The sequence below is a fragment of the Bifidobacterium sp. LH_416 genome, assembly GCF_056357055.1.
Genome location: NZ_JBKEVJ010000002.1, coordinates 234,298 through 257,858, shown reverse-complemented (window position 1 = coordinate 257,858; position 23,561 = coordinate 234,298). Strand labels below are relative to the sequence as shown.

Sequence of the window (23,561 nt, the reverse complement as noted above, 5' to 3'; positions counted from 1 at the left end):
TTGGCGGGTGCAGACATGACATCTCACCCTTATGCGGTAATCATCGGAATGATGGGTGCAGGCAAGACGCGAGTCGGCAAGGAAGTCGCGCATATGCTTCACATTCCGTTCGCTGATGCGGATGCGGAGATCGAGCGCGAAGTTGGAATGAAAATTCCCGCATACTTCGAAAAGTATGGTGAGCCAGCTTTTCGTGATGTTGAAGCTGATGTAATCGCTGATTTCCTTGAAGATTTCGACGGCATATTCTCCCTTGGCGGGGGAGCGCCGATGACACCATCGACGCAGCGTGAACTTGCTGCGTACATCAAGCGTGGCGGCAAAGTAGTCTACCTTGACGCCGACCCTCAGGAAGCTATGGAACGCGCGAATCGAGGCGGCGGCAGACCAATGCTTAACGGTGATGCCAATACTCGATGGAAGAAGCTGTACAAGCAACGCGATCCAGTATTCCGTGAAGTCTCAAGCGTCCATGTCCATACTCGCGGACTGACTCCGCAGGGGGCAGCGAAGAAAGTGATAGATATGGTTTCTCAGCGGATTGTTCATGTTGATGGTGCCACTATTGACCCATACGATGTGGCCATTGGTGAGGGTGCAATGAACCGTTTGGTGGATGTACTCGGCACTCGACCAAAGAAGATCGCACTGATTCATACGCAGCCGGTGCAGCGACATTCGGATCGTGCTCGTGCGCTGTTGCGCCAGGGTGGTTACGAAGTATCCGACATTGTGATTCCTGATGCTGAACCAGGTAAAACCATTACCGTTGCCAATGGTATTTGGGAACGACTCGGTTCGGAAGGCTTCACTCGTTCTGATGCTGTAGTGGGACTCGGCGGTGGCGCCGCAACCGATTTGGCTGGCTTCGTGGCCGCCACTTGGATGCGTGGCATCCGTTACGTCAATTGCCCGACTTCTCTGCTGGCCATGGTGGATGCTTCCACTGGCGGTAAAACCGGCATCAATACGCCGCAGGGTAAGAATTTGGTGGGATCGTTCTACACGCCTGCCGGTGTTTTGGCGGATATGACCACGCTGGCCTCCCTGCCTAATGACATTTTCATTGAGGGTCTTGGGGAAGTAGCCAAGTCTGGTTTTATCGGCGACCCAGAAATCCTGCATATTCTCGAAGATCATGCTGATGAACTGCGCAGCTTCGACGGCCAGACCTTCCTGGGTTCTCCGCTTGAAGATGTGGTGGCTGAGCTTATTGAACGCACGGTTATGGTTAAGGCCCACCATGTCTCATCCGATTTGAAGGAAAAGGGACTGCGAGAATTCCTCAATTATGGTCACACGCTGGGCCATGCCATCGAGAAACTCGAACATTTCCGTTGGCGCCATGGCAATGCAGTGGCGGTAGGCATGGTGTATGCGGCTGAGCTTGCCAACATCATGGGCCTGATCGACCGTGATTTGGTGGATTATCATCGTTCGCTGCTGTCTTCGCTGGGACTGCCGATTTCATGGAATGGTGGCTCTTTCGACGATGTGCTTGCTCTGATGCATCGCGACAAGAAGGCTCGTGGCAACGAACTGCGTTTTGTGGTGCTTGACCGCATTGGCCACGTTGTTCACCTTGATAATCCGTCGGTGGAGGATGTCGAAGAAGCATTCCGCCGTATCCAGCAGTAAGGAGCAGATATGACCAAAGTGATCGTTGTGAACGGCCCGAACCTTGGGCGTCTCGGTGTACGTCAGCCAGATGTGTACGGTCGTCAGGATTTGGAGGAGCTGCGCCGACTGTGCACCGCTTGGGGCAAGGAATTGGGTCTTGACGTTGAAGTTCGTCAAACCGACGATGAGGCGGAAATGGTGCATTGGATGCATCAGGCCGCTGACGAGAAGACCCCGGTTGTTATGAACCCTGCTGCATTTACGCATTACAGTTACGCTCTGGCTGATGCTGCTCATATGGTCGGTGACGCTGGGCTGCCACTGATGGAAGTGCACATTTCCAATCCGTCAGCACGTGATGAATTCCGCAAGCGTTCTGTTATTTCCCCAGTCGCTACGGGAACCATTACTGGCATGGGCTTCTATGGCTATAAATTGGCTATTGAAGCTGTTGCTCATCTCATTGCCGACTGATATTCCAATGGAGGTTATCTAGGGAGGAACACACACGGTTGACGTCGCGTCATGCACGGATGATAGAGTGAAATTCCATGGTTAGAAGAACACATGGTAATTCTCAAGAACACGTCACCAAGCATATTTTCGTCACCGGTGGTGTTGTTTCCTCCCTCGGCAAAGGCCTGACCGCTTCGTCCCTTGGACGTTTGCTGCGCAGCCGTGGCATTCATGTGCTCCAGCAGAAGCTGGATCCGTACATCAACGTGGATCCGGGTACCATGAACCCGTTCCAGCATGGTGAAGTGTACGTGACCGAGGATGGTGCTGAGACCGATCTGGATATCGGCCACTACGAGCGCTTCCTTGATGTTTTCCTCTCCCAGAAGGCCAATGTCACCACTGGCCAGATTTATCAGGAAGTGTTGCGCAAGGAGCGCGCCGGCGAATACCTCGGCCAGTGCGTGCAGGTGATTCCGCACATCACCAATGAAATCAAGTCTCGTATGCGCGCCCAGGCATCCGACGATGTCGATGTGATTATCACCGAAATCGGCGGTACTGTCGGCGATATTGAATCCCAGCCATTCCTCGAGGCAGCTCGCGAAGTGCGTCGCGATCTCGGCCCGGAGAACTGCATGTTCGTGCATGTCTCCCTGGTACCGTACATCTCCGCCGCTCACGAGCTCAAGACCAAGCCCACCCAGCACTCCGTAATGATGCTGCGTCAGCTTGGCATCTCCCCGGATGCTCTGGTACTGCGTTCCGACCGCCCGCTGAACCAGTCCATCAAAGACAAGATTTCCCTGATGTGCGATGTGGACGCTGAAGGTGTAGTCAACTGCGTGGATGCACCGAGCATCTACGATGTGCCGAAGATCCTGTTCGAAGAAGGCCTCGACGCCTACGTGGTCCGTGAGCTTGGTCTCCCGTTCCACGATGTCGATTGGGACGAATGGGCTGACCTGCTGGAGCGCGTGCACCACCCGAAGCATGAGGTCAATATCGCTATCGTCGGCAAGTACATCGATCTGCCGGATGCATATCTGTCCGTCACTGAGGCCATCAAGGCGGGCGGTTTCGCCAACTGGGCCAAGGTGAACGTCAAGTGGGTTGCAGCCGATCGTTGCGAAACCACTGAAGGTGCTGCAGCTGCTCTTGACAACATCGACGGCATTGTGATCCCGGGTGGTTTCGGCATCCGCGGTATCGAAGGCAAGATTGGCGCTCTGAAGTTCGCTCGTGAAAATGGTCTGCCGGCTCTTGGCCTGTGCCTCGGCCTGCAGTCTATGGTCATCGAATACGCTCGCCACGTGCTCGGCATCGAAGATGCCAACTCCACCGAGTTTGAGCCGGACTGCGCCAACCCGGTGATCGCCACGATGGAAGAGCAGAAGGATATCGTGGCTGGCAAGGGCGATATGGGCCACACCATGCGTCTCGGTTCCTACCCGGCAGAGCTGGAAGAAGGCTCCCTGGTAGCCGAGCTGTACGGCACCACGCACGTGACCGAACGCCACCGCCACCGCTATGAGGTCAACGTGGCATACAAGGACCGTCTGCGCGAAGGTGGTCTGCGCATCTCTGGCCAGAGCCCAGATGGCGAACTCACCGAGTTCGTTGAATTGCCGCAGGACGTGCATCCGTTCTACGTGGCGACTCAGGCTCACCCGGAGTTCAAGTCTCGTCCGACCAAGCCACATCCGCTGTTCGCTGGTCTGGTGAAGGCTGCTCTTGACCATCAGGAAGCACGCTGACTGCTGCATCTGATACCACAACAGTAGAGTGATGTAAATCACGTACGCTGAATGCATACTAAGGCCATGAATTCATTAGGAATTCATGGCCTTAGTGCATAATGAATCGCATGTGCGTAAGCACTGCAGAAACAGCAACGAGAGAATACGTAAGAGTTCAATATGACTGATAACTACGGACAGTCGATGGGTGTGCCGCAGCCTCATGTGACGCAGGCTGTGAGCGATGGCGAGGCAACGGCGGTGTTTACGCCGTTTGACGTTGTCCAGCCGATTCAAGAGGTTGACGAACAAGCATTGAGGGTGAAGCACGGCAAGCATCATGTGATTTGGCCGTGGATTGTACTTGGTGTCGTCGTTGTTCTGGGTGCGATTTTCGGTGGTGGCTTCTGGTTCTTCCAGTCTCATGCTCTGCCGGGTGTAACCCTATGGGGCAATCCGGTGATGGGCCAAAGCCAGAGCCATATTGCTGCACAAATTGATGAGGCAGTGGATAACGCCACCGTAACGGTGAAATATGACGGCAAGACTGCCAAGGTTTCGCTGAAGGATCTTGGCCTGAGCGTTGATTCTCAAACCATTGCTTCTGATGTGGTCAACGCCAAGCGCGGTGATGCATGGTGGCAGCAGTATGCATTCTGGGTGAAAAAGAATGTCACCGCTGCTCCTGCCAGCGCTGGTGCAGCAGACAATGCCACGCTGAACTCCAAGCTTGGAGTCAGTGAGGTTAAGCCAGTGGATGCAGCACTCCAGTTGAATGCTGATGGTAACGCTTTTGATGTTATCGCCGGACAGCAGGGTGAAGGTCTTGACGCAAAGCCGGTTGCTCAGGCAGCTCTCAAGAGTGTGAAAACTCTTGGCGATGAGCAGGCTCCAGCTGTGACCGTTGCTCTTAAGAACACTGAGCCTGCTGTGACGGATGCCGTGGCTAATGATGCCAAGGCCACGCTTGATGGTTTGATTGCCAATCCAGTGTCCATCAAGGTGGGGGATCATCAGATCGCTTCCGTTGACGCAGCTGCTCTTGCCGCTTCCATGCGTATCGATGCCAACAAGAATGGCAAGCTCGGCTCCAATGAAACCCGTAACGGGTACGTGGTGTTCGATGCGGACAAGCTGCAGCAGTACTATGACGATTCCGTGAAGCCGAACCTTCACACCGACCGTGAAGATCGTGAAGTCATTGTCAACAATGATGGCGACGAACTGAAGGTTCTGAAGGAAGGCCATGATGGCGTCACCATTGCTGATGGTGCTGATGCCAACGTCGGTCATGATGCCGTGGAAGCTTTGGCTAAGGGCAGCGGCTCTGTTTCTGTAGAAGGCACGGTTGACCCGATGCAGACGAAGTCCACTAAGCGTCACGTAGTGGTGGACTTGTCTGATCGCCTTGTTCACGTGTACGAGAACGGTCAGGAAATCAAAACATTCCATGCTTCGATTGGCCAGGATAACAACCGCACCACTGGCGTATGCGAAGGTGACTTGTGCACTCCTACCGGCGACTTCAAGATTTGGCTGAAGTACGAGAGCCAGGATATGAGCGGTAGCGTCAAGCTTTCAGACGGTTCCACTTCCACGTGGAGCGTGAAGGGCGTAGGCGATGTGAACTACTTCTCCAAGGATGGTTGCGCCATTCACCGTATCGCTAAGTCCAGCTTCACCAGCGATGCGACTATTGCCAACATGAACAACATCTCCCACGGTTGCGTAGGCATCGGCTGGGATGTGTCCGATTGGTTCTACGATTGGTGCCTGATGGGTACCACGGTGCACGTCCAGCTCTGATTACAAGAATCATCACGCTGCGAAGAAGGGTCTGTCGTTGACAGACCCTTCTTCGCATATGTGGCGCAATGGGCAGACCATAGCAGGCTGCAGAAGGCCATCAGAGTTCGCAGAAGAAATATGTGACATACATCACGTATGCGTACAGCCAATATTCAGTGTGGCTAGTAGTGTTTCGGCACAGGTTCTGTTAGGTTTACGTAGGACTATGCGAGTAAAAGGAAGGCAGGATGGTGAGCGAAAACACAGCGCCAAACGCCGCCGCTGACGTGGAGATGAGCCAATATGTGGCTGATCGTACCCGCGTTAACGAGGATAAAATCAAGCAGGATGACGAAATCATCAGCCAGTTCGGCGACTACAGCTACGGCTGGCATGATTCTGATGCCGCTGGTGAAGCCGCCAAGCGCGGTATTGACGAGAATGTAGTGCGTGCTATTAGCGCTGACAAAGGCGAGCCGCAATGGATGCTTGATATGCGTCTGCGCGGTTTCAAGGCATTCTTGGAAAAGCCGATGCCGCAGTGGGGCGTGGACTTGTCCGGTTTTAACGCCGATGATTTCAAGTACTACGTTAAGCCGATTGAGAAGCAGGCGAAAAGTTGGGACGAGCTGCCCGACGATATCCGCAATACGTACGATCGTCTGGGCATTCCTGAGGCTGAAAAGAAGCGCTTGGTCTCCGGTGTGGCTGCCCAGTACGAATCAGAAGTGATTTACAACTCCATTCAGGAAGACCTGAAGAAAAAGGGTGTTATCTTCGTGGACACCGATACTGCGGTGCGCGAATATCCTGAGCTGGTCAAGAAGTACTTCGGCACGGTTGTTCCTCCGGAAGATAACAAGTTCGGCGCACTGAACACCGCTGCATGGTCTGGCGGCTCCTTTGTGTATGTGCCGAAGGGCGTGCATGTTGATATTCCGCTGCAGGCATACTTCCGTATCAATACGCCGGCAATGGGACAGTTCGAACGTACGCTAATCATCGCCGACGAAGGCTCCTACGTGCACTACGTTGAAGGCTGCACCGCACCAATCTGGTCCGAGGACTCCCTGCATGCCGCCATCGTGGAGATCATCGTTGAAAAGCATGCTCGCGTGCGCTACACCACCGTGCAGAACTGGTCGAACAACGTGTACAACCTGGTGACCCAGCGTGCTTACGTGCGTGAAGGTGGCACGATGGAATGGGTGGATGGCAACATCGGCTCCAAGGCCACGATGAAGTATCCGGCATGCATTTTGGCTGAACCGTACGCCAAGGCTTCCACCATGTCTCTTGGCTTCGCAGGCAAGGGCCAGTACCAAGATACTGGTGCCAAGATGATTCATCTGGCTCCGCATACATCCTCCACCATTGTGGCTAAGTCCATTTCTCGTGGCGGCGGCCGCTCCGCATACCGTGGATTGGTCAAGATTGTTAAGGGCGCAGAAGGCTCTTCCAACTCCACCGTGTGCGATGCACTGCTGGTTGATGACTTCTCTCGTTCAGATACATATCCACATGTTGATGTTCGCGAAGATGATGTTTCCATGGCACACGAGGCCACGGTTTCCAAGATCTCCGAAGATCAGCTGTTCTATTTGATGAGCCGAGGACTAACCGAAGAAGAGGCTCAAGGCATGATCGTGCGTGGTTTCGTGGAGCCGATCAGCCGTGAGCTGCCAATGGAATACGCGCTCGAACTTAACAGACTTGTGGAACTTCAGATGGAAGGATCGGTGGGCTGATACCAATGGCCGATACAACAACACCCGTCAAGGAAATCAAGATTCCAGTAGCGGATCCCAATGATCCGTATGCCGTTCCGGCAGCTATGCCGTCTTCCGTGGATCATGCTGTCCGCTCGTTCGACACGAACGATTACCCGCAGCCTGATCGCAAGCAGGATGAATGGCGATACACGCCTATCGAACGTATCAGCGAATTCTTCAATGTGTTCCAGCCGTCCGGCAAGACACAGATTGAAGTCTCCATGATTGATGGTTCTCCGCTGGCTGAAGGCGTGACGCTGAGCCAAGTCAAGCTTGGTGAAGGACTGTCCGGCACTGTTTCCAAGCCGAACGATCGTGTATCCGCTGTGGAATGGAATTCCGGTGCCACTGCCACCATTCTGGAACTGCACGGCGAAATCGCTCAGCCGGTGCTGATCAAGGTGCATGGTGCTGGGGAAGAGCTGGATGCCTTCCACCTGGTTATTGCAGCTGCCGACCGTGCACATGCCGATGTGGTCGTTGAGCATGATGGCGACGCTCGTTTGGCTGAAGGCGTGGAGATTACTACCGGCAAGGATTCGCATATCTCCACCACGTTCATTCAGGAATGGGCAAAAACCGCTAAGCATGTCGGCAATCACCGCATCCATGTCGGCGAAGGTGCATCGCTGCGTCACTCCGTAGTGACACTTAGCGGTGACATTGTCCGTATCCGTATGGATCAGGACTTCGGCGGCGAACAAGGCGACCTCAACATGCTCGGCATCTACTTCGTCGACCCGGGCGAGCATATCGAACACCGTACGATGGTGGTTCATAACCATCCTGAGTGCAAGTCTCGCGTGGTCTACAAGGGTGCACTTGATGGCAAGGGCGCACACTCCACATGGGTTGGCAATGCGTTGATTCAGCCTACCGCTCCTGGAACTGATTCCTACGAGCTCAACCGTAACCTCGTGTTGACTCCGGGGGCCATCGCCGATTCCGAGCCGAATCTTGAAATCGAGAACGGCAACATCATTGGCGCTGGCCATGCATCGTCCGTAGGCCGATTCGATGATGAGGAACTGTTCTACCTTGAATCCCGTGGCATTCCAGAGGCCGAAGCTCGCAAGCTTGTTGTACGCGGCTTCTTCGGCGAGCTCGTGGAAGAAATTGGTATTCCTGCCATTTCCGAACATCTGATGGATGTGATTGACCGTCGTCTGGCTCGTGGAGAAAACGATGCCATGGCACAGGTTCTCGAAGACAAGTAATAACGAACGTTTTAGGAGCAAATAATGTCAACACTCGAAATCAAGGACCTGCACGTCCACGTAGAAACCAAGGAAGGCACGAAGGAAATCCTCAAGGGTGCCAGCCTGACCGTGCATTCCGGCGAAACGCACGCCATCATGGGCCCCAACGGTTCCGGTAAGTCCACGCTGGCCTACACGCTGGCAGGCCACCCCAAGTATGTCGTCGATTCCGGCGAAGCCCTGCTCGACGGCCAAGACATCCTGAAGATGACTCCGGATGAGCGCGCCAAGGCTGGTCTGTTCCTCGCCATGCAGTACCCGGTTGAAGTTCCTGGTGTCTCCATGACCAACTTCCTGCGTACCGCCAAGACCGAAATCGACGGTGAGGCTCCGGGTATCCGCCAGTGGACCAAGGATCTCTCTGCCGCCATGAAGCGTCTCAAGATGGATCCGAAGTTCGCCACTCGCTCTGTGAATGAAGGATTCTCCGGTGGTGAGAAGAAGCGCGCTGAAGTGCTGCAGCTCGAGCTGCTGAAGCCGAAGTTCGCCATCCTTGACGAAACCGATTCTGGCCTTGACGTCGACGCATTGCGCATCGTCTCCGAAGGCGTGAACCGTGCCAAGGAAGCCAACCAGTTCGGCATCCTCATGGTCACCCACTACACGCGAATCCTGAAGTACATCAAGCCGGATATCGTGCACGTGTTCGCTGACGGCCACTTCGTCAAGACCGGTGGCCCGGAGCTGGCCGACGAGCTCGAAGAGAACGGCTACGACGCCTACCTGCCTGAAGGCGCCGACTCCGAATCCGCCCTGGCCTGACCCATTACTTGGGGTCGTGCAGGGTTGGGATGTGCTGTTCCCGACACACTCAAGGCCGTATGGCCAAGCTTACGGTCCGGACCAGTACACCCCTAACCCTGCACTCCTAGCCGTAGAACATCCTAAGGGGATAATGATGGTTGATTTTAAGGCGATTCGGGACGAGTTCCCGATTCTGAATCAGGAGATTCACGGGCATCCGCTGGTGTACCTCGATTCCGCTGCAACTTCGCAGAAGCCGGAATGCGTAATCGATGCTGAAGCGAACTTTTATCGCACGATTAACGCTGGCGTGCATCGTGGTGCTCATGAACTTGCCGCACGTTCGACCGTGGCTTTTGAAGAGGCTCGCGCGAAGGTGGCGAAGCTGGTTGGTGCCAATGCCGAGGAAGGCCAGGAAGAGGTTGTTGTCACCGGTGGTGCTACGGCTGGTCTGAATCTGCTGGCTACCGCGTTCGGCAATGCTTCATTGGGACGCGGGGGAGAGGCTGCCAAGCGTTTCGCTTTGCAGCCGGGCGATGAAATCGTGGTCTCCCGAGCTGAACATCATTCAGTGCTGCTGCCGTTCCAAGAACTGGCTTACCGTACCGGCGCCACGTTCAAGTGGATTGATCTAACTGAAGATGGTCGTGTACGTACGGATAACCTCGATGAAGTTATCACTGAACGTACCAAGGTTGTGGCAGTAACCCATGTGGGCAACACCACGGGTGCCATTACCAATGTCGCTCCAATCATTAAGCGTGCACATGAAGTGGGTGCAGTGTTCATTCTGGACGCATGCCAGTCGGTACCTCATCTCAAGGTCGATTTCCACGCTTTGGATGTGGATTTCGCTGCTTGGAGCGCCCATAAGATGTATGGCCCAACTGGTGTGGGTTTCCTCTACGGTAAGCGTGATCTGCTGGAAGCATTGCCTCCGGCAAACTTCGGTGGCTCTATGGTGGAGCTCGCCTATATGGATCATGAGGCGCAGTACATGGCTCCACCGGCTCGTTTTGAAGCCGGCACTCAACCAGTGGCACAGGTGGTTGCTGCAGGTGTTGCCGCCGAATGGATGATGAACATTGGGCTGGAAAACATCGAAGCGCACGAACGCACGATTACCGAAGAGCTGCTGAAGCTTGGCGATATCGAAGATATTCGCATCCTCGGTCCGCGCGAGAACAAGGATCGCATTGGTACTGTGGCCTTTGATGTGGCTGGCGTGCATCCGCACGATGTTGGCCAGTACATTGACGCTCAGGGTATTGCCATCCGCGTTGGCCACCATTGCGCACAGCCAGTGCATCGTCACTTTGGCCTGTATGCTTCCAACCGTGCCTCCAGTGGCGTCTACAATTCTGTAGACGATGCCAAGGCATTGGTAGAAGCCGCAAAGGGTATTCGTAAGTTCTTTGAAGTGGAGTAGTTGAACAGCAATTATGAGTGATTTCGGTATGACTGGAGATGAACTCGAGCAGATGTACCAAGAGGTCATCCTCGAGGCATCCAAGCACCCGCATGGTAGGGAATCCTTCGCACCGGACGCCGCTTCGGAAAGCTCCGGCGAAGCTGCGGCAAACACTACGGTTCGTGCCACGCACGAATACTGTACACCGGGTGAATCCCACCAATTCAACCCCACGTGTGGCGATGAGGCAACGGTTCATGTTGAGGTTTCCGATGATGAGCCGCACACCATCAAGCGTCTCGTGTGGGATGGCCATGGTTGCTCGATTTCTCAGGCCAGCCTTTCGGTCATGGTCGATTTGGTCGACGGCAAAACCGTTGACGAAGCGATGCGACTGGAACAGGTATTCCATAAGCTTATGGAATCTCGCGGTGCTGGACTGAATGATGAAGCATTGGAAGACGAACTCGGCGATGCCGTGGTGTTCCAAGGCGTATCGAAATACCCTATGCGTATTAAATGCGCTCTGCTAGGCTGGGAAGGGCTGAAGGACTCCATCGCCAAAGCCCTTGCCGCAAAGAACTGAGGTAATTATGACGGACAATAATCTGGTTCCTGAACCACAGCCTTCCATCTTCGATGCCGTCAATGATGTGCTGAAAGATGAAGAAGCCTCTCGCCGTGTGATGATGAATCCGGCATTGGCCAAGGGTTTCCCGAATGGGCATCCAGTGGAGCCCGCTGAGCACAGCGATGATACGTGCGCTTGTGGCAACCATCATGGTAAGTGCGGTTGCTCTGATGATGAGCAGTCGGACGGCAACGATATTCCGCTCAAGGCCGTGGATGATATTGGTCGTGCGACTGCTGAGGATGTGCGCGAAGCACTGCACCAGGTCATTGACCCGGAGCTTGGCATCGACGTGATTGATCTTGGTTTGGTGTATGGCATCGAAATCGATGAACTTGGCCGAGCGATTATCACGATGACACTCACAACGCCAGCATGCCCGCTCACCGATCTTATCGAAGATGAATGCGCTTCCACGCTCGCCGGTCTGGTTGAGGAATTCCGTATTGACTGGACTTGGGATCCGCGTTGGACTATGGATCGCATCACTCCGGAAGGCCGCGATCAGTTGGCTGCTCTCGGTTTCAACTTCGACAACATGCCAAAGTACTGATCAGTACTGATTGTCTTGCTTTCGCTGCGATACAGAAGAAGATAGTAAAAAGCCCCGCGAGTTGAATCGCGGGGCTTTTTACTATCTCAAGACTGTCGATCAGTCATCAACGATGGTGTTCTTCGGCACCACGGTGATGCCGTCCGGCGTGACGGTGAAGCCACGTGCCAGATCGTGTTCGGTGTCGATGCCGACTGTGGAGTTCTCGGTAAGCACCACGTTCTTATCGAGAATGGCCTTGTACACGCGTGCACGGCGGTTGATAACCACGCCGTCGAAGAGCACGGAGTCAACGATTTGCGCCCAAGAATGGATGCGAACGTTGGGGGAGAGCACGGAGTGATGCACTTCGCCACCGGAAACGATAACACCCGGAGAGACGATGGAGTCCGTAGCGTGGCCGAGGCGATCGCGGCCGGCATGCACGAACTTTGCCGGCGGCAGGTTGCCGGACATCGTGTAAATCGGCCAATCCTGGTTGTACAGGTTGAATTCCGGCACGTAGGCAATCAGATCCATGTGTGCATCGTAGAACTGCTTGATAGTACCCACGTCGCGCCAGTAGGCGTGATCGGTGGCGGTAGAGCCCGGAATCTCATTGGAGTTGAAGTCGTAGACGCCGGCTTCGTTGCGGGAAGCGAAGTACGGAGCGATGTCGCCGCCCATATCGTGCTTGGTGTCGGCGGCCTTCTCATCGAGAGCCAAAGCCTCGAACAATGCCTTGGTGTTGGCAACATAGTTACCCATGGAGGCAAGGATCTGGTTTGGATTATCCGGCAGACCAGTGGTGGTGGCCGGCTTCTCCTGGAAGTTCTTAATCATATTCGGATGATCAGGATCCACCTCGATCACACCGAACTGGTTGGACTCTTCGATGGGCTGACGAATACCGGCCACGGTGAATTCTGCACCGGATTCGATGTGCTGCTGCACCATCTGCTCGAAGTCCATACGGTAGACGTGGTCAGCGCCAACAATCACCACGATGTCAGGCTGAACATCCTCGATGATGTTGATGGTCTGATAGATAGCATCTGCGGAACCCAGGTACCAATGCTTGCCAAGACGCTGCTGTGCCGGCACAGGGGACACGTAAGAGCCCAGAAGCGGGGAGAAGCGCCAGACCTGAGAAATGTGACGGTCGAGGGAGTGGGACTTGTACTGAGTGAGCACAACCACCTGGCGGTAACCGGAGTTCACCAGATTACTGAGGGGGAAATCAATCAAGCGATACACGCCACCGAATGGCACGGCTGGCTTTGCTCGATCTCTGGTTAGTGGCATCAAACGGGTCCCCTCGCCGCCTGCAAGCACAATTGACAGAATCTTGGGATTCTTGGCCATCGCTACTGTCCTCTCTGTTCTGAAGCGTCTTTCGACACCGCACTACTTGGCCAAGCGCTTCGTTGCGTTTGGTTTACATAGTTAATAATTGCAGAAAAAAACGAACACGCAAGGGTATCGCTTCCGCGTGCCGTGAACTTGTGATGAATAGTTGTTCGTTTCTGTGTGCAAATCGTTGGTATAAGCGGTTTTAGGCGCTGAGAGGACCTGTGCTGAAGGTCAATAATTTGACTTAGTGTCGTGTCGCGTAGAATGCTACGGCACTGGAAGCCGCCACATTCAGACTGTCAACACCGTGACTCATAGGGATTTTGACGGTCAAATCAGCCCGCGCAATGGTGCGGTGAGACAAGCCGTCTCCTTCGGTGCCGAAGATTAAGGCGAGCTTGTCAATATGCGTGGGGTCGCTGGCTGGCGCATGCAGACGACGGGTGAGTTCATCAAGCGAAATGGAACGGTCTTCGAGTGCCATGGCCACTGTGGTGAATCCCAAGGATTTCAGCTCGTCGATGCCGCGGAATGGCCAGTAATGCTTATCTTCGGTTCCGTCCTCGTTATATCCGGTAATACGAGTCCACGGCACTTGGAACACCGTTCCCATGGATACACGGGCAGCTCGGCGGTAGAGCGGATCGCCGCATGAAGGTGTGACCAGAACGGCATCCACGTCCAGAGCGGCTGCGGACCGCATAAGAGCACCGACATTGGTGTGGTCGACGATATTCTCCATAACGGCCACGCGGCTGGCATTGCGGCATACTTCCTCAACAGAGGGCAGCGTCCAACGGCGCATAGCGCACAGAGCGCCACGGTGAAGACGGTATCCGGTCAGTCGTTTGAGCTGTTCAGGGGAGGCAACGTATACGGGGATATCGTTACCCCAGTGAGCATTGATGAGGTCGAACGTCTCACTCATACCTTCGAGCCATGGTTCTTCAACCAAGAGGGAAAGCGGTTCGCGCCCAGCGGCCAGCGCACGGTCGATTACCTTAGGGGATTCAGCGATGAACATACCCTTCTGCGGCTCAAGCTTGTTCCGCAACTGCATTTCCGTCAGACTCACATATGCTTCGACGCGCGGATCATCGACAGATTGAAGCGTAATGAACTGCATGGTGAGCCTTTCGTGCGGTGATGTTCGTGCTTATTGACGTAATCGATGTTGAGCGTGTGAACAACAGGGAATAACGAAAAACCCCTTGCAATGCAAGGGGTTTGTTCTGTGCCCGAGACGGGACTTGAACCCGTACGCCTGTATAAAATAGGCACTAGCACCTCAAGCTAGCGCGTCTACCATTCCGCCACCCGGGCAGGTGTCGTTTGGACAACGAGTAAGTACTTTAGCATGAAATTACGCGGATGCAATTTGAGCGTGTCCTTCGGCGTGTCGCGTGTAGCCTAGGAGTCATGACTGATGCTTTATTCCTTTTCGATCCAATGGTTGATGACGTACCGGTAAACAGCGATGAGCTGCACGCCGGCTGGAAATTGACCCTGCCCGCACACATCAAGCGCCACGCTGTGCAGGCCATGCGTCTTATGGCGGGAGACGGTCTGCAGCTTTCCGACGGCAACGGCTTGCGCATTCATGCGATTATGGCTGACCCGGATGCTGGCCTTGCCGAAGTTGATGAGGTGTGGCGTGAACCGCAGCCAGTTACGCGGCTGGCACTTATTCAAGCGTTGGCCAAAACAGGTCATGATGAACAGGCCATCGATATGGCTACGCAAATCGGCGTTGACCAAGTGACGCCCTGGCAGGCGGATCGATCCATCGCCAAATGGAAGGCCGGGCGTACAGATAAGAAATGGTCTTCGGTGTTGACTGCCGCCACAGAACAATCACGGCGTGCCTACAAGCCGCAACTGGACGATTGCGTATCCAGTAAGCAAGTAGTGGCAATTTGCCGCAGAGCATGCGTACATGGGGATTTGGTGGTTGTTCTGCATCAGGATGCCACGGATACCTGGAGCGGAGTGGAAACCAGAGTAGAGCAGCTTATCGAGCGTTCGCTCGCAGACGGTAAGCCACGCACGGTCAGTGTCGTAGTCGGACCCGAAGGCGGCATCAGCGAACAGGAAGTCAGCGAGTTCACTCAGGCAGGAGCCGTCAGCTGTGTGCTCGGCAGCAATATTTTGCGAGCGGCCACTGCAGGACCAGTTGCATTATCGCTCTTGTCCCGAGCACTGGGTCGTTACGAATAACGAGACAGACCCCGCGCTAAGCTGATGGTTAGTACAACAATCCCAGAACGGTGAGGAGCATGATGAGCGAATCCAGCGAATGCCTGTTTTGCAAGATCATTGCAGGCGAAATCCCGAGCACCAAAGTGTACGAGGACGATACCACTTACGCATTCAAGGACATCAATCCCAAGGCCAAGGTTCATGTGCTGATCGTTCCCAAGAAGCACTATGCGAACGCCGCCGAACTTGCTGCCGCTGATCCACAGGAGCTTGCACACATCGTCTCCATCGCCCAGCAGATCGCCGACGAATCCTTCCATGGCGCATATCGCTTGGTATTCAACACCGGACTGGACGCTGGCCAAACCGTGTTCCACGTGCACGCGCATGTGCTGACCGGCGAAAAGCTCGACGAATAGGATTCACTGTTCGTGGCAACCACTACACGTACCATCACCATTCCATCTCAGCTGGATCCTGTGGCCGTATTCGGGCCAGTCGATGAGGTTATTCGCGAGGTGGAACGCGCGTTTCCCGATTTGACCATCATCGTGCGCGGCAATCGCGTGGCGATTGTGTCCAGATCCAAGCAAACCGAGCCACAGGCCGCACAGGCTGAGGATTTGATTAACACCATCATCCAAGCGGCCTACACAGCTCCCATGGATGCGGACACTGTGCGTCGCATGCTCGATCAGAACGTACTGAAAAATCACGTGCGTCTGGAGCATCCCGGCCATGGACCGGCACATGACAAGCTGGTGCAATCCACTGCCGCCGAACGCACTCATGCACGGACCGCCGGTTCTCGTGATTCTGTATACCGCAAGCCCACAGTGCCTGGCGTCATCACGTTTGCGGCCGGCGTACCAGTGCGAGCGAAAACAGCCGGACAAGTAGCGTATGTGAACGCCATCGAATCACATACCATCACCTTCGGTATTGGTCCGGCAGGTACCGGTAAAACGTATCTTGCTGTGGCCAAGGCGGTGCGCGCATTCCAAGACAAGCAGATTCGACGCATTATCCTGACTCGCCCAGCGGTGGAAGCGGGGGAGAACCTTGGTTTCCTGCCTGGCACGTTGAACGATAAGGTCGATCCATATTTGCGCCCGCTGTACGATGCTTTGGGCGATATGCTTGGTGCTGATCAGCTCAAGCGATACATGGACGATAACACCATCGAAGTGGCACCGCTTGCGTATATGCGCGGCCGCACATTGAACGATGCGTTTGTGATTCTGGATGAGGCTCAGAACACCACGGAACAGCAGATGAAGATGTTCCTAACTCGTTTGGGTTTCAATACCAGAATGGTAATTACCGGCGATATCACGCAGGTTGATCTTGCTGTGCCTCGATCAGGCCTGGCAACCATCGAACGGATTCTTGACGGCATCGACGATATCGCGTTCGTGCACTTGAATACCGACGATGTGGTCCGTCACCAACTGGTTGGCAAGATTGTGGCCGCCTATGATCGGCATGCCGCCATTGCCGGAGATCATCGAAGCATGAACCGCGAACGTCGCCGTAACACTGAACTGCCAAGCGAGGAAAACGATGAGCGTTGATGTAACCAACGAAACCCAATGGAACATTGATCCGAAAGTGTTCTCCGATTTGGGTATTTGGGTATTGGACCAGATGAGGGTAAGTACCCAGTCTGATTTGACCATTATGTTCGTTGATCCCGAACCCATCGCTGAACTGCATATGCGCTGGATGAGCCTGGAAGGCCCAACCGATGTGATGAGCTTCCCCATGGATGAGCTGCGCCCGGGAGACGGCAGAACCGTAATGGAAGGCGTGCTGGGAGATATTGTTATCTGCCCGTGGGTTGCGGCACAGCAGGCTGCAGCTGCCGGTCACAGCACGATGCAGGAAATGCTGCTGCTCACCATTCACGGCATCCTGCATCTGCTCGGATATGATCATGTAACTCCGGAGCAGGAACGGCAGATGTTCGGCTTGCAACGCCAGCTATTGCTCACCTTCTTCGCATTGCGCCAGGACGCCAATGTGCAGGCCACGTTACCTGCAGGAACGCCTGATGCATTAGCCCTCTACGACGCGTCGCATGGCAGTGGGCGCGACCTTAACGCCAAACAATAGAACAATCAAGGATGGCATCCAACATTATGGAGTATCTCAGTACCACCGTTATTGCACTAACCGTTGTCTTGGTTCTTGTGGCAGCACTGTTCGTCTGGCTGTCATTGACCATGGCTGCAGCTGAAGGCGCGGTGGCCCGCGTAACTCGCGCAAGCCTGAATAATCTGATTCTTGAGGTGCAAACCGATTCTGAGGCAAGTCAGTTCCTCAAGATGAAGAAAATCGACAAGATTCACCGTGTACAACGGCTTATTGCCAACCGGTATGCCACGGCCGGCAGTTGCGCGTTCTTCCGCATCACCTGCAACGTGCTCGACGGTGTGCTGGTGTACTCCATTACCAGCTTGTGGGGAGCCCCGCTGTGGGCAAGCCTGTTGGTTGGATTCCTGTTTGCGATTATCGTGGCTGTTGTCTCAGTGCTGGTGCGTCCGCGCACTGCTGGTATGACGAAGCCGGTCGATATCATGCTTGCACATTCGACGATTGTGTCGATTGGCTGCAAGCTGACGCCGTTCGCTCGTATTGGTTCAGAGAAGAACGGTAAAGCAGGTCGCAAATCCAAGGACTCTGATTTATCTGATGACGAGGAACTGGAGAAGCTTCAGCTCGAACAGGGCAAGGCTGCGATCGATCGCTTGGTGGAATCCAACGATTTCGATCCTGAAGTCTCTGAGATGCTGCGCAATGTGCTCACGCTGTCTGACACGTTGACACGTGAGATCATGGTGCCCCGCACTGACATGATTTGCATGGAGCGTGATACCACGCTCGCCTCCGCGTTGAAACTGTTCTCACGTTCTGGCTTCTCTCGCGTTCCGGTGATTGGTGAAGATGTCGATGATCTGATTGGCGTGGCGTATTTGAAGGATGCCGTGCGCGCCACTGCATTCAATCCTGCCGCGCTTGATCGTGAAGTCGAGTCCATTGTTCGTCAGCCGCTGCTGATTCCGGAATCCAAGCCGGTGGACGATTTGTTCCATGAAATGCAACGCTCACGCCAGCATGTGGCAGTAGTAGTGGACGAATACGGCGGCATCGCCGGCATGGTCACCATTGAAGACACGCTTGAACAAATCGTGGGCGAGCTTGAAGATGAGCATGACCGTACTCAGCGCAATGAGCCGGAGAAAATCGGTGACAACAAGTGGAAGATGCCGGCTCGCACCCCGATTGCCGATCTTGAAGAAATCTTTGAAATCGATATTGATGAGGACGATGTCGATACCGTCTATGGCCTGCTCACCAAGCTGATTGGACGAGTGCCGATTGTGGGCGCTTCAGCGGTGACGCGAGGCTTGCGCTTGACTGCTGTTGATTCGGCAGGCCGACGCAAGAAAGTGTCCACAATTGTGGTTGAACCCGCGCACGTCGAGGGCGACGAGGAAGATAACAAGACCAGTGAAGAAGGCGGCGAGGAATCCGCCGAAAGCGATACGACCGCCAGCAAGGAGTGAGATGAGCGATCAGAACAACACAGCAAACCAGAGCGAATCGACCGATACGCCAGTGAAGCAGGACGTACCGTACCGTTCTGGTTTCGTGGCAGTAGTCGGACGCCCGAATGTGGGCAAGTCCACGCTGATTAACGCGTTGATCGGTAAGCAGATTGCCATCGCCTCCTCCCGTCCGGAAACCACGCGTAAGGCTATTCGCGGTATTTTGACCACCGAACACGCGCAGCTGGTGTTGGTGGATACGCCTGGTATTCACCGTCCTCGCACGTTGCTCGGTCAGCGTCTGAACGATGTGGTGGAGGAGTCCCTGTCCGACGTGGATGAAGTGGCATTCCTGCTGCCTGCTGATCAGGAGATTGGACCCGGAGACAAGCGCATCCTCTCCCGTTTGCGTTCCGATTTCGCCACGAAGCGTGATGACGGTACCTTCCAGTGGAAGGTGCCGCTGATTGCGATTGTGACTAAGATTGATGAGTTGAACCGCACTCAGCTCATTGACAAGCTTATTGAAATCAACGAATTCGCTGATTTTGCGGATATCGTGCCGGTGAGCGCCTTGGAACATGACAATCTGGCAGAGGTCAAGAATGTGCTGATTGAGCACATGCCCGAAGGTCCGCAAATGTATCCGGATGATCAGATCAGCGAAGAGCGTCCGGAAGAGACCATCGCCGAGCTGATTCGTGGCACGTTCCTGGAAGCTTTGGATGATGAATTGCCGCATTCCCTGGCTGTGGTGGTGGATTCCATCGATTACCCGGAAGACAATGAAACCGGTGCTGGCTATGACGGTAAAGCACAGGTGAACGTGTCGATTTACGTGGAGCGTGACTCCCAGAAGCCGATCATCATCGGCAAGGGTGCTTCCAACCTGACGTACGTGAAGAAGAAGCTCCGCACGCCGGTCAATCGCATCGTAGGCCAAAAAGCCAAACTCGACCTTCACGTCAAAGTAGCCAAAGGCTGGCAGTCCGATCCTAAGCAACTGGAACGCCTCGGATTCTAAAAAACGGCTCCCTCGTCAGAGGGAGCCGTTTTTGTATATGGGCTACTTTTTGCGGCCTACGTACATTTGGGTGTTGAGGAGGGTGGTGTAGCGCTTGATGACCTTTGGACGAATCACCTTCATGGAGGCAGTCATCAAGCCATTCTCCTGAGTGAATTCTTCAGGCAGAATGATGAACTTACGCACGGATTCTGCGCGAGAAACACCTTCATTAGCCTGATCGACCCACTTCTGCACTTCAGCACGAACCGCGGCGTTCTGAGCGGCGTCTTCCATGGACATATTCTCATCCAGTCCCTTGGCAGCAAGCCACGGACGCAGAGAATCCTCATCCAAAGTAATCAGTGCGGAAATGAACGGACGCTTATCGCCGAGCACCAGCGCCTGAGAAACAATCTCGCAACGCTGAATAACTTCCTCAATCGGACCAGGGGAGACGTTCTTACCACCTGCGGTAATAATCAAATCCTTCTTACGGCCGGTGATATACAGGAAGCCATCGTTATCAATTCGGCCCAAATCACCAGTGGCATACCAGCCGTCTGCAGTGAAGGACATTTCCGTAGCTTCATCATTCTTGTGGTAACGCGGGAACACAGCACGGCCCTTGACCTGAATCTCACCATCTTCAGCAATGCGCAGCGAGAAACCAGGGAAGGCAATGCCCACAGAGCCAGCGTGGAACGGGGTGCCCAGCGGGTTGAAAGCACACGGAGCAGTGGTCTCAGTCAAACCATAGCCCTCGTAGACCGGCACGCCAGCGCCACGGAAGAAGGCCAACAGATCAGGATCCAGCGGAGCGCCGCCAGCCACAATCCACTTAGCGCGGCCGCCCAGTACCTCGCGCAGCGAAGAATACACAACGGGATCAAAAGCGGCACGCTTGGTTCGGGTCAGAACGCCAGCCTTACCGTTGGCGGAAATCTCCTTCATATAGTTCTGAGCAGCCACCACGGCAGAAGCGAACACCACGCCCTGAGGACCATGGCCAGCCTTCTGAGAAGCTGCGTTATACACCTTTTCCAACACACGAGGCACCACAATCATGATGGACGGCTTGGCCACTTGAAGGTCGGAAATCAGTGTCTTAATGCCCTGAGCAATGTAAATATGAATGTCGGAAGCCACCACAATGTAGTTGATGGCGCGTGCGAACGAGTGAGCCTGCGGAAGGAACAACAGAATCGTGTTCTTCTTGTTGTGCAGAAGCTCCGGCATATAATTCGGCAGGTTCAGTGCGGTCTGGCAGTAATGCTCGTGAGTCATCTCCACACCCTTCGGCGCAGCAGTAGAGCCGGAAGTGTAGACGATGGAGCACAGGTCAGTCTTCTTCACGGAATCGATGCGCTCATCCAATTCGGCATCGGAAACACCAGCACCATAAGCCTTGATTTCATCCAGGCCACCGTTGTCAATGCAGACGATGTGCTCGAGTGACGGGCATTCCTCAACAGCGCCATCAGCCTTATCGCGCATATCCGTGGTTTGCACGATAAGCAGTCGAGCATCGGAATTGTTCACGATATTACGAATCTGCTCGGCAGAATCAGTGTCATAAATGGTTGCCAGCACGCCACCGCAGGCCATAACAGCGGCGTCGGTCAGATCCCATTCATAAGAAGTGCGGCACATGAAGGCCACGCCGTCGCCCTTCTTCAAACCGTAGTGCAGCAGGCCCTTGGCGATGGCACGCACTTCAGCAAGGAATTCATTGGCGGTTACGGTAGTCCACTCATTGCCGGACTTATAGGTATACAGTGGCTCATCGCCCATACGCTCGGCGCGATCGGCATACAGGTCGTAAATGGAAGTGCCCTCATCCAGTTCAGGATTGCCTTGAGTGGTGGTGGTGAGCAGGCCGGAAACCGGGTCGATTTCAGTGGTGGTCAGATGGCCGTCATCCCAATCGTCGGTATGAGGCAATTCGATGTTCGACTCAACCGGAACATCGGCGTTGGACAGGTAATCAGGCTCGTCTGGAGTGTCGTCGTGAACCGGGTGGACGAAATCAGAGCCAAGCCTCAGCGCCTTGCGGGTGAGGTCAATGGTGTGCTGCGTGAAGGAATTGATAACCGACAATTCTTGCTCCTGCTATACATTTCAATGCCGTTCAGACATGGCAAATCCACGCCCAAACGCTTCTCAAAGTTCAAATTGTAATCGTGCAAGCCGAACTCGTCACCTTACGCAACCGTAGGAAAACCCTACGCAACCGTAAGAAATCAACGCATATACTCGCCAGTTGCGGTTACACTTGCACATTGGATAACCATTTCCATTCAAAGTAGAACAGAAAGGGCTCTCATGGCGCAAAACCAAGAAGCCACCGTGGTATTCGGCGTTGTGAACGAAACGTCCGAGACTGAATCCCGCGTTGCGCTGACGCCGGATATCGTCACCCGGTTGAAGAGGAGCGGAGTTTCCGCGATTATTGAATCCGGTGCCGGCATCGCAGCCGAGTACACCGATGAGGATTATGAGAAGGCTGGTGCGAAAGTAACCGACCGTGCAAGCGTGCTTGCCGAAGCTGATGCGCTTGGCTTTGTGGACCGACCATCTGCTGAAATCGTGTCCTCGCTTAAGCCTGGGCAGTGGGTTATCGGCATGCTTGGATCCTTTACTGATGCCGATTACGTAGCGGCTCTGGAGAAGGCCGGTCTGGTGGGCATCGGCATTGAGAAGCTGCCTCGTAAGCTTTCCAGCGCACAGTCCATGGATGAGATGACTTCGCAGAATTCGGTGATGGGTTATAAGGCTGCTATTGCTGCCGCCGATGCCTATGGTTCCTTCCTGCCGATGATGACCACTGCAGCCGGCACGATTCGCCCGGCCAAGGCTTTGGTGCTCGGTGCTGGTATTGCTGGTCTGCAGGCTATTGGTACGTTGCGACGCCTTGGCGCTGTGGTTACTGCGTATGATGTGCGCCCGGCTTCCAAGGGCGAGGTTGAATCCTTAGGTGCCAAGTTCCTGGATCTTGGTCTTGATTTCTCCAAGGGCCAGGGCGAAGGCGGCTATGCTCGCGCATTGACTGCCGAAGAGCAGGCTCAGCAGCAGGCTGCGGTCGATGAGAAGGCTGCCGGCTTTGACATCATTATCACCACGGCTAAGGTTCCTGGTCGTAAGCCTCCGGTACTGCTCACCGCAGCAGGCGTGAATGGTCTGCATCGTGGTGCAGTGGTCGTCGATTGCGCCGCATCCGAACTGGGCGGCAATGTTGAAGGTTCCGCAGTAGGGGAGCAGGTCACCGAGGGCGGCGTCAAGCTGATTGGCGCACCATATCTGGCGTCCGGCGTTGCCACTACCGCATCCAACCTGCTATCCCGCAATGTGGCCGATATCCTCGTGCACTTCATTCGTGACGGCAAGCTCAGCCAGGATCTTTCCGAGGAACTGGACGATGCGCTGGTTGTCGCCGGCCGCGCTGAGACTCCGGCCGCTGAAGAACCGGCCGAGAAGTCCGAGTAATCGAGAGTCAAGGAAGA

At 54.7% G+C, this 23,561-nt stretch carries 20 protein-coding genes and 1 tRNA gene; 17 read left to right on the top strand and 4 right to left on the bottom strand.

Going from position 1 to position 23,561, the window contains the following annotated elements; all coding sequences use genetic code 11:
* Positions 1-15 precede the first annotated feature (15 nt).
* From AC1AY0_RS05630 to AC1AY0_RS05585, 10 genes are all read left to right on the top strand, one after another.
* Positions 16-1,638, top strand: coding sequence for a bifunctional shikimate kinase/3-dehydroquinate synthase (locus AC1AY0_RS05630; RefSeq protein ID WP_476526026.1), 1,623 nt, complete (start codon positions 16-18; stop codon positions 1,636-1,638).
* Between the two features lie 9 nt (positions 1,639-1,647).
* Positions 1,648-2,094 carry a type II 3-dehydroquinate dehydratase gene (aroQ, locus tag AC1AY0_RS05625; RefSeq protein ID WP_476525092.1) on the top strand — a complete coding sequence of 149 codons (447 nt, stop codon included), beginning with the start codon at positions 1,648-1,650 and terminating at the stop codon, positions 2,092-2,094.
* Positions 2,095-2,171: 77 nt separating this feature from the next.
* Positions 2,172-3,833, top strand: coding sequence for a CTP synthase (locus AC1AY0_RS05620; protein ID WP_476525093.1), 1,662 nt, complete (start codon positions 2,172-2,174; stop codon positions 3,831-3,833).
* A 162-nt stretch (positions 3,834-3,995) separates the two neighbouring features.
* Positions 3,996-5,621 carry a L,D-transpeptidase gene (locus AC1AY0_RS05615; RefSeq protein ID WP_476525095.1) on the top strand — a complete coding sequence of 542 codons (1,626 nt, stop codon included), beginning with the start codon at positions 3,996-3,998 and terminating at the stop codon, positions 5,619-5,621.
* Positions 5,622-5,851: 230 nt separating this feature from the next.
* A complete protein-coding gene (sufB, locus tag AC1AY0_RS05610; protein ID WP_476526024.1) occupies positions 5,852-7,351 on the top strand; it encodes a Fe-S cluster assembly protein SufB in 1,500 nt (499 codons plus the stop codon).
* Positions 7,352-7,356: 5 nt separating this feature from the next.
* Positions 7,357-8,592, top strand: coding sequence for a Fe-S cluster assembly protein SufD (sufD, locus tag AC1AY0_RS05605; protein ID WP_476525098.1), 1,236 nt, complete (start codon positions 7,357-7,359; stop codon positions 8,590-8,592).
* Positions 8,593-8,616: 24 nt separating this feature from the next.
* Positions 8,617-9,396, top strand: coding sequence for a Fe-S cluster assembly ATPase SufC (gene sufC, locus AC1AY0_RS05600; protein WP_476525100.1), 780 nt, complete (start codon positions 8,617-8,619; stop codon positions 9,394-9,396).
* Positions 9,397-9,532: 136 nt separating this feature from the next.
* Entirely contained in the window at positions 9,533-10,807 is a 1,275-nt protein-coding gene (locus tag AC1AY0_RS05595; protein ID WP_476526113.1) for a cysteine desulfurase, read from the top strand.
* Between the two features lie 13 nt (positions 10,808-10,820).
* Complete coding sequence (gene sufU, locus AC1AY0_RS05590; protein WP_476525102.1) at positions 10,821-11,375, top strand: Fe-S cluster assembly sulfur transfer protein SufU; 555 nt, start codon at positions 10,821-10,823, stop codon at positions 11,373-11,375.
* 7 nt (positions 11,376-11,382) lie between these two features.
* Positions 11,383-11,973, top strand: a complete 591-nt coding sequence (locus AC1AY0_RS05585; RefSeq protein ID WP_476525104.1) for a metal-sulfur cluster assembly factor — start codon at positions 11,383-11,385, stop codon at positions 11,971-11,973.
* Between the two features lie 99 nt (positions 11,974-12,072).
* Here AC1AY0_RS05585 and glgC read toward each other — a convergent pair whose 3' ends face one another.
* The 3 genes from glgC to AC1AY0_RS05570 form a co-directional block, all read right to left on the bottom strand.
* Complete coding sequence (glgC, locus tag AC1AY0_RS05580) at positions 12,073-13,317, bottom strand: glucose-1-phosphate adenylyltransferase (protein WP_007053373.1); 1,245 nt, start codon at positions 13,315-13,317, stop codon at positions 12,073-12,075.
* 232 nt (positions 13,318-13,549) lie between these two features.
* Positions 13,550-14,431 (bottom strand): TrmH family RNA methyltransferase, encoded by an 882-nt coding sequence (locus tag AC1AY0_RS05575; protein ID WP_476525041.1) that lies wholly within the window; start codon positions 14,429-14,431, stop codon positions 13,550-13,552.
* A gap of 109 nt (positions 14,432-14,540) precedes the next feature.
* A tRNA-Leu gene (locus tag AC1AY0_RS05570) sits at positions 14,541-14,628 on the bottom strand.
* Between the two features lie 96 nt (positions 14,629-14,724).
* Here AC1AY0_RS05570 and AC1AY0_RS05565 point away from each other — a divergent pair.
* The 6 genes from AC1AY0_RS05565 to era all read left to right on the top strand — a co-directional run bounded on the left by AC1AY0_RS05565 (position 14,725) and on the right by era (position 20,079).
* A complete protein-coding gene (locus AC1AY0_RS05565; RefSeq protein ID WP_476525043.1) occupies positions 14,725-15,522 on the top strand; it encodes a 16S rRNA (uracil(1498)-N(3))-methyltransferase in 798 nt (265 codons plus the stop codon).
* A gap of 62 nt (positions 15,523-15,584) precedes the next feature.
* Positions 15,585-15,923: a histidine triad nucleotide-binding protein gene (locus AC1AY0_RS05560; protein ID WP_476525077.1), complete on the top strand. Its 339-nt coding sequence runs from the start codon at positions 15,585-15,587 to the stop codon at positions 15,921-15,923.
* Between the two features lie 12 nt (positions 15,924-15,935).
* Positions 15,936-17,078, top strand: coding sequence for a PhoH family protein (locus tag AC1AY0_RS05555; RefSeq protein ID WP_476525045.1), 1,143 nt, complete (start codon positions 15,936-15,938; stop codon positions 17,076-17,078).
* Complete coding sequence (gene ybeY / locus AC1AY0_RS05550) at positions 17,068-17,619, top strand: rRNA maturation RNase YbeY (RefSeq protein WP_476525047.1); 552 nt, start codon at positions 17,068-17,070, stop codon at positions 17,617-17,619. Before AC1AY0_RS05555 ends, ybeY begins: the two co-directional genes overlap by 11 nt.
* Positions 17,620-17,645: 26 nt before the next feature.
* Positions 17,646-19,073, top strand: a complete 1,428-nt coding sequence (locus AC1AY0_RS05545) for a hemolysin family protein (protein WP_476526112.1) — start codon at positions 17,646-17,648, stop codon at positions 19,071-19,073.
* 1 nt (position 19,074) lies between these two features.
* Positions 19,075-20,079: a GTPase Era gene (gene era, locus AC1AY0_RS05540; protein ID WP_476525050.1), complete on the top strand. Its 1,005-nt coding sequence runs from the start codon at positions 19,075-19,077 to the stop codon at positions 20,077-20,079.
* Between the two features lie 42 nt (positions 20,080-20,121).
* Here the strand turns inward: era and AC1AY0_RS05535 are convergent, their stop codons facing one another.
* On the bottom strand, positions 20,122-22,158 hold the full coding sequence (locus tag AC1AY0_RS05535) for an AMP-dependent synthetase/ligase (protein WP_476525052.1): 2,037 nt from the start codon (positions 22,156-22,158) through the stop codon (positions 20,122-20,124).
* Between the two features lie 225 nt (positions 22,159-22,383).
* Here AC1AY0_RS05535 and AC1AY0_RS05530 point away from each other — a divergent pair, with 225 nt between their 5' ends.
* Positions 22,384-23,544: a Rossmann-fold NAD(P)-binding domain-containing protein gene (locus AC1AY0_RS05530; protein WP_476525054.1), complete on the top strand. Its 1,161-nt coding sequence runs from the start codon at positions 22,384-22,386 to the stop codon at positions 23,542-23,544.
* Positions 23,545-23,561 lie beyond the last annotated feature (17 nt).

Bases quoted from the DNA above. Each gene is read 5' to 3' on its own strand.
- AC1AY0_RS05545 (WP_476526112.1), top strand. From the start codon at position 17,646: ATGGAGTATCTCAGTACCACCGTTATTGCACTAACCGTTGTCTTGGTT.
- AC1AY0_RS05595 (WP_476526113.1), top strand. From the start codon at position 9,533: ATGGTTGATTTTAAGGCGATTCGGGACGAGTTCCCGATTCTGAATCAG.
- AC1AY0_RS05615 (WP_476525095.1), top strand. From the start codon at position 3,996: ATGACTGATAACTACGGACAGTCGATGGGTGTGCCGCAGCCTCATGTG.
- AC1AY0_RS05630 (WP_476526026.1), top strand. From the start codon at position 16: ATGACATCTCACCCTTATGCGGTAATCATCGGAATGATGGGTGCAGGC.
- sufD (WP_476525098.1), top strand. From the start codon at position 7,357: ATGGCCGATACAACAACACCCGTCAAGGAAATCAAGATTCCAGTAGCG.
- AC1AY0_RS05620 (WP_476525093.1), top strand. From the start codon at position 2,172: ATGGTTAGAAGAACACATGGTAATTCTCAAGAACACGTCACCAAGCAT.
- ybeY (WP_476525047.1), top strand. From the start codon at position 17,068: ATGAGCGTTGATGTAACCAACGAAACCCAATGGAACATTGATCCGAAA.
- era (WP_476525050.1), top strand. From the start codon at position 19,075: ATGAGCGATCAGAACAACACAGCAAACCAGAGCGAATCGACCGATACG.
- sufU (WP_476525102.1), top strand. From the start codon at position 10,821: ATGAGTGATTTCGGTATGACTGGAGATGAACTCGAGCAGATGTACCAA.
- AC1AY0_RS05565 (WP_476525043.1), top strand. From the start codon at position 14,725: ATGACTGATGCTTTATTCCTTTTCGATCCAATGGTTGATGACGTACCG.
- AC1AY0_RS05530 (WP_476525054.1), top strand. From the start codon at position 22,384: ATGGCGCAAAACCAAGAAGCCACCGTGGTATTCGGCGTTGTGAACGAA.
- AC1AY0_RS05560 (WP_476525077.1), top strand. From the start codon at position 15,585: ATGAGCGAATCCAGCGAATGCCTGTTTTGCAAGATCATTGCAGGCGAA.
- aroQ (WP_476525092.1), top strand. From the start codon at position 1,648: ATGACCAAAGTGATCGTTGTGAACGGCCCGAACCTTGGGCGTCTCGGT.
- sufB (WP_476526024.1), top strand. From the start codon at position 5,852: ATGGTGAGCGAAAACACAGCGCCAAACGCCGCCGCTGACGTGGAGATG.
- sufC (WP_476525100.1), top strand. From the start codon at position 8,617: ATGTCAACACTCGAAATCAAGGACCTGCACGTCCACGTAGAAACCAAG.
- glgC (WP_007053373.1), bottom strand. From the start codon at position 13,317: ATGGCCAAGAATCCCAAGATTCTGTCAATTGTGCTTGCAGGCGGCGAG.
- AC1AY0_RS05575 (WP_476525041.1), bottom strand. From the start codon at position 14,431: ATGCAGTTCATTACGCTTCAATCTGTCGATGATCCGCGCGTCGAAGCA.
- AC1AY0_RS05585 (WP_476525104.1), top strand. From the start codon at position 11,383: ATGACGGACAATAATCTGGTTCCTGAACCACAGCCTTCCATCTTCGAT.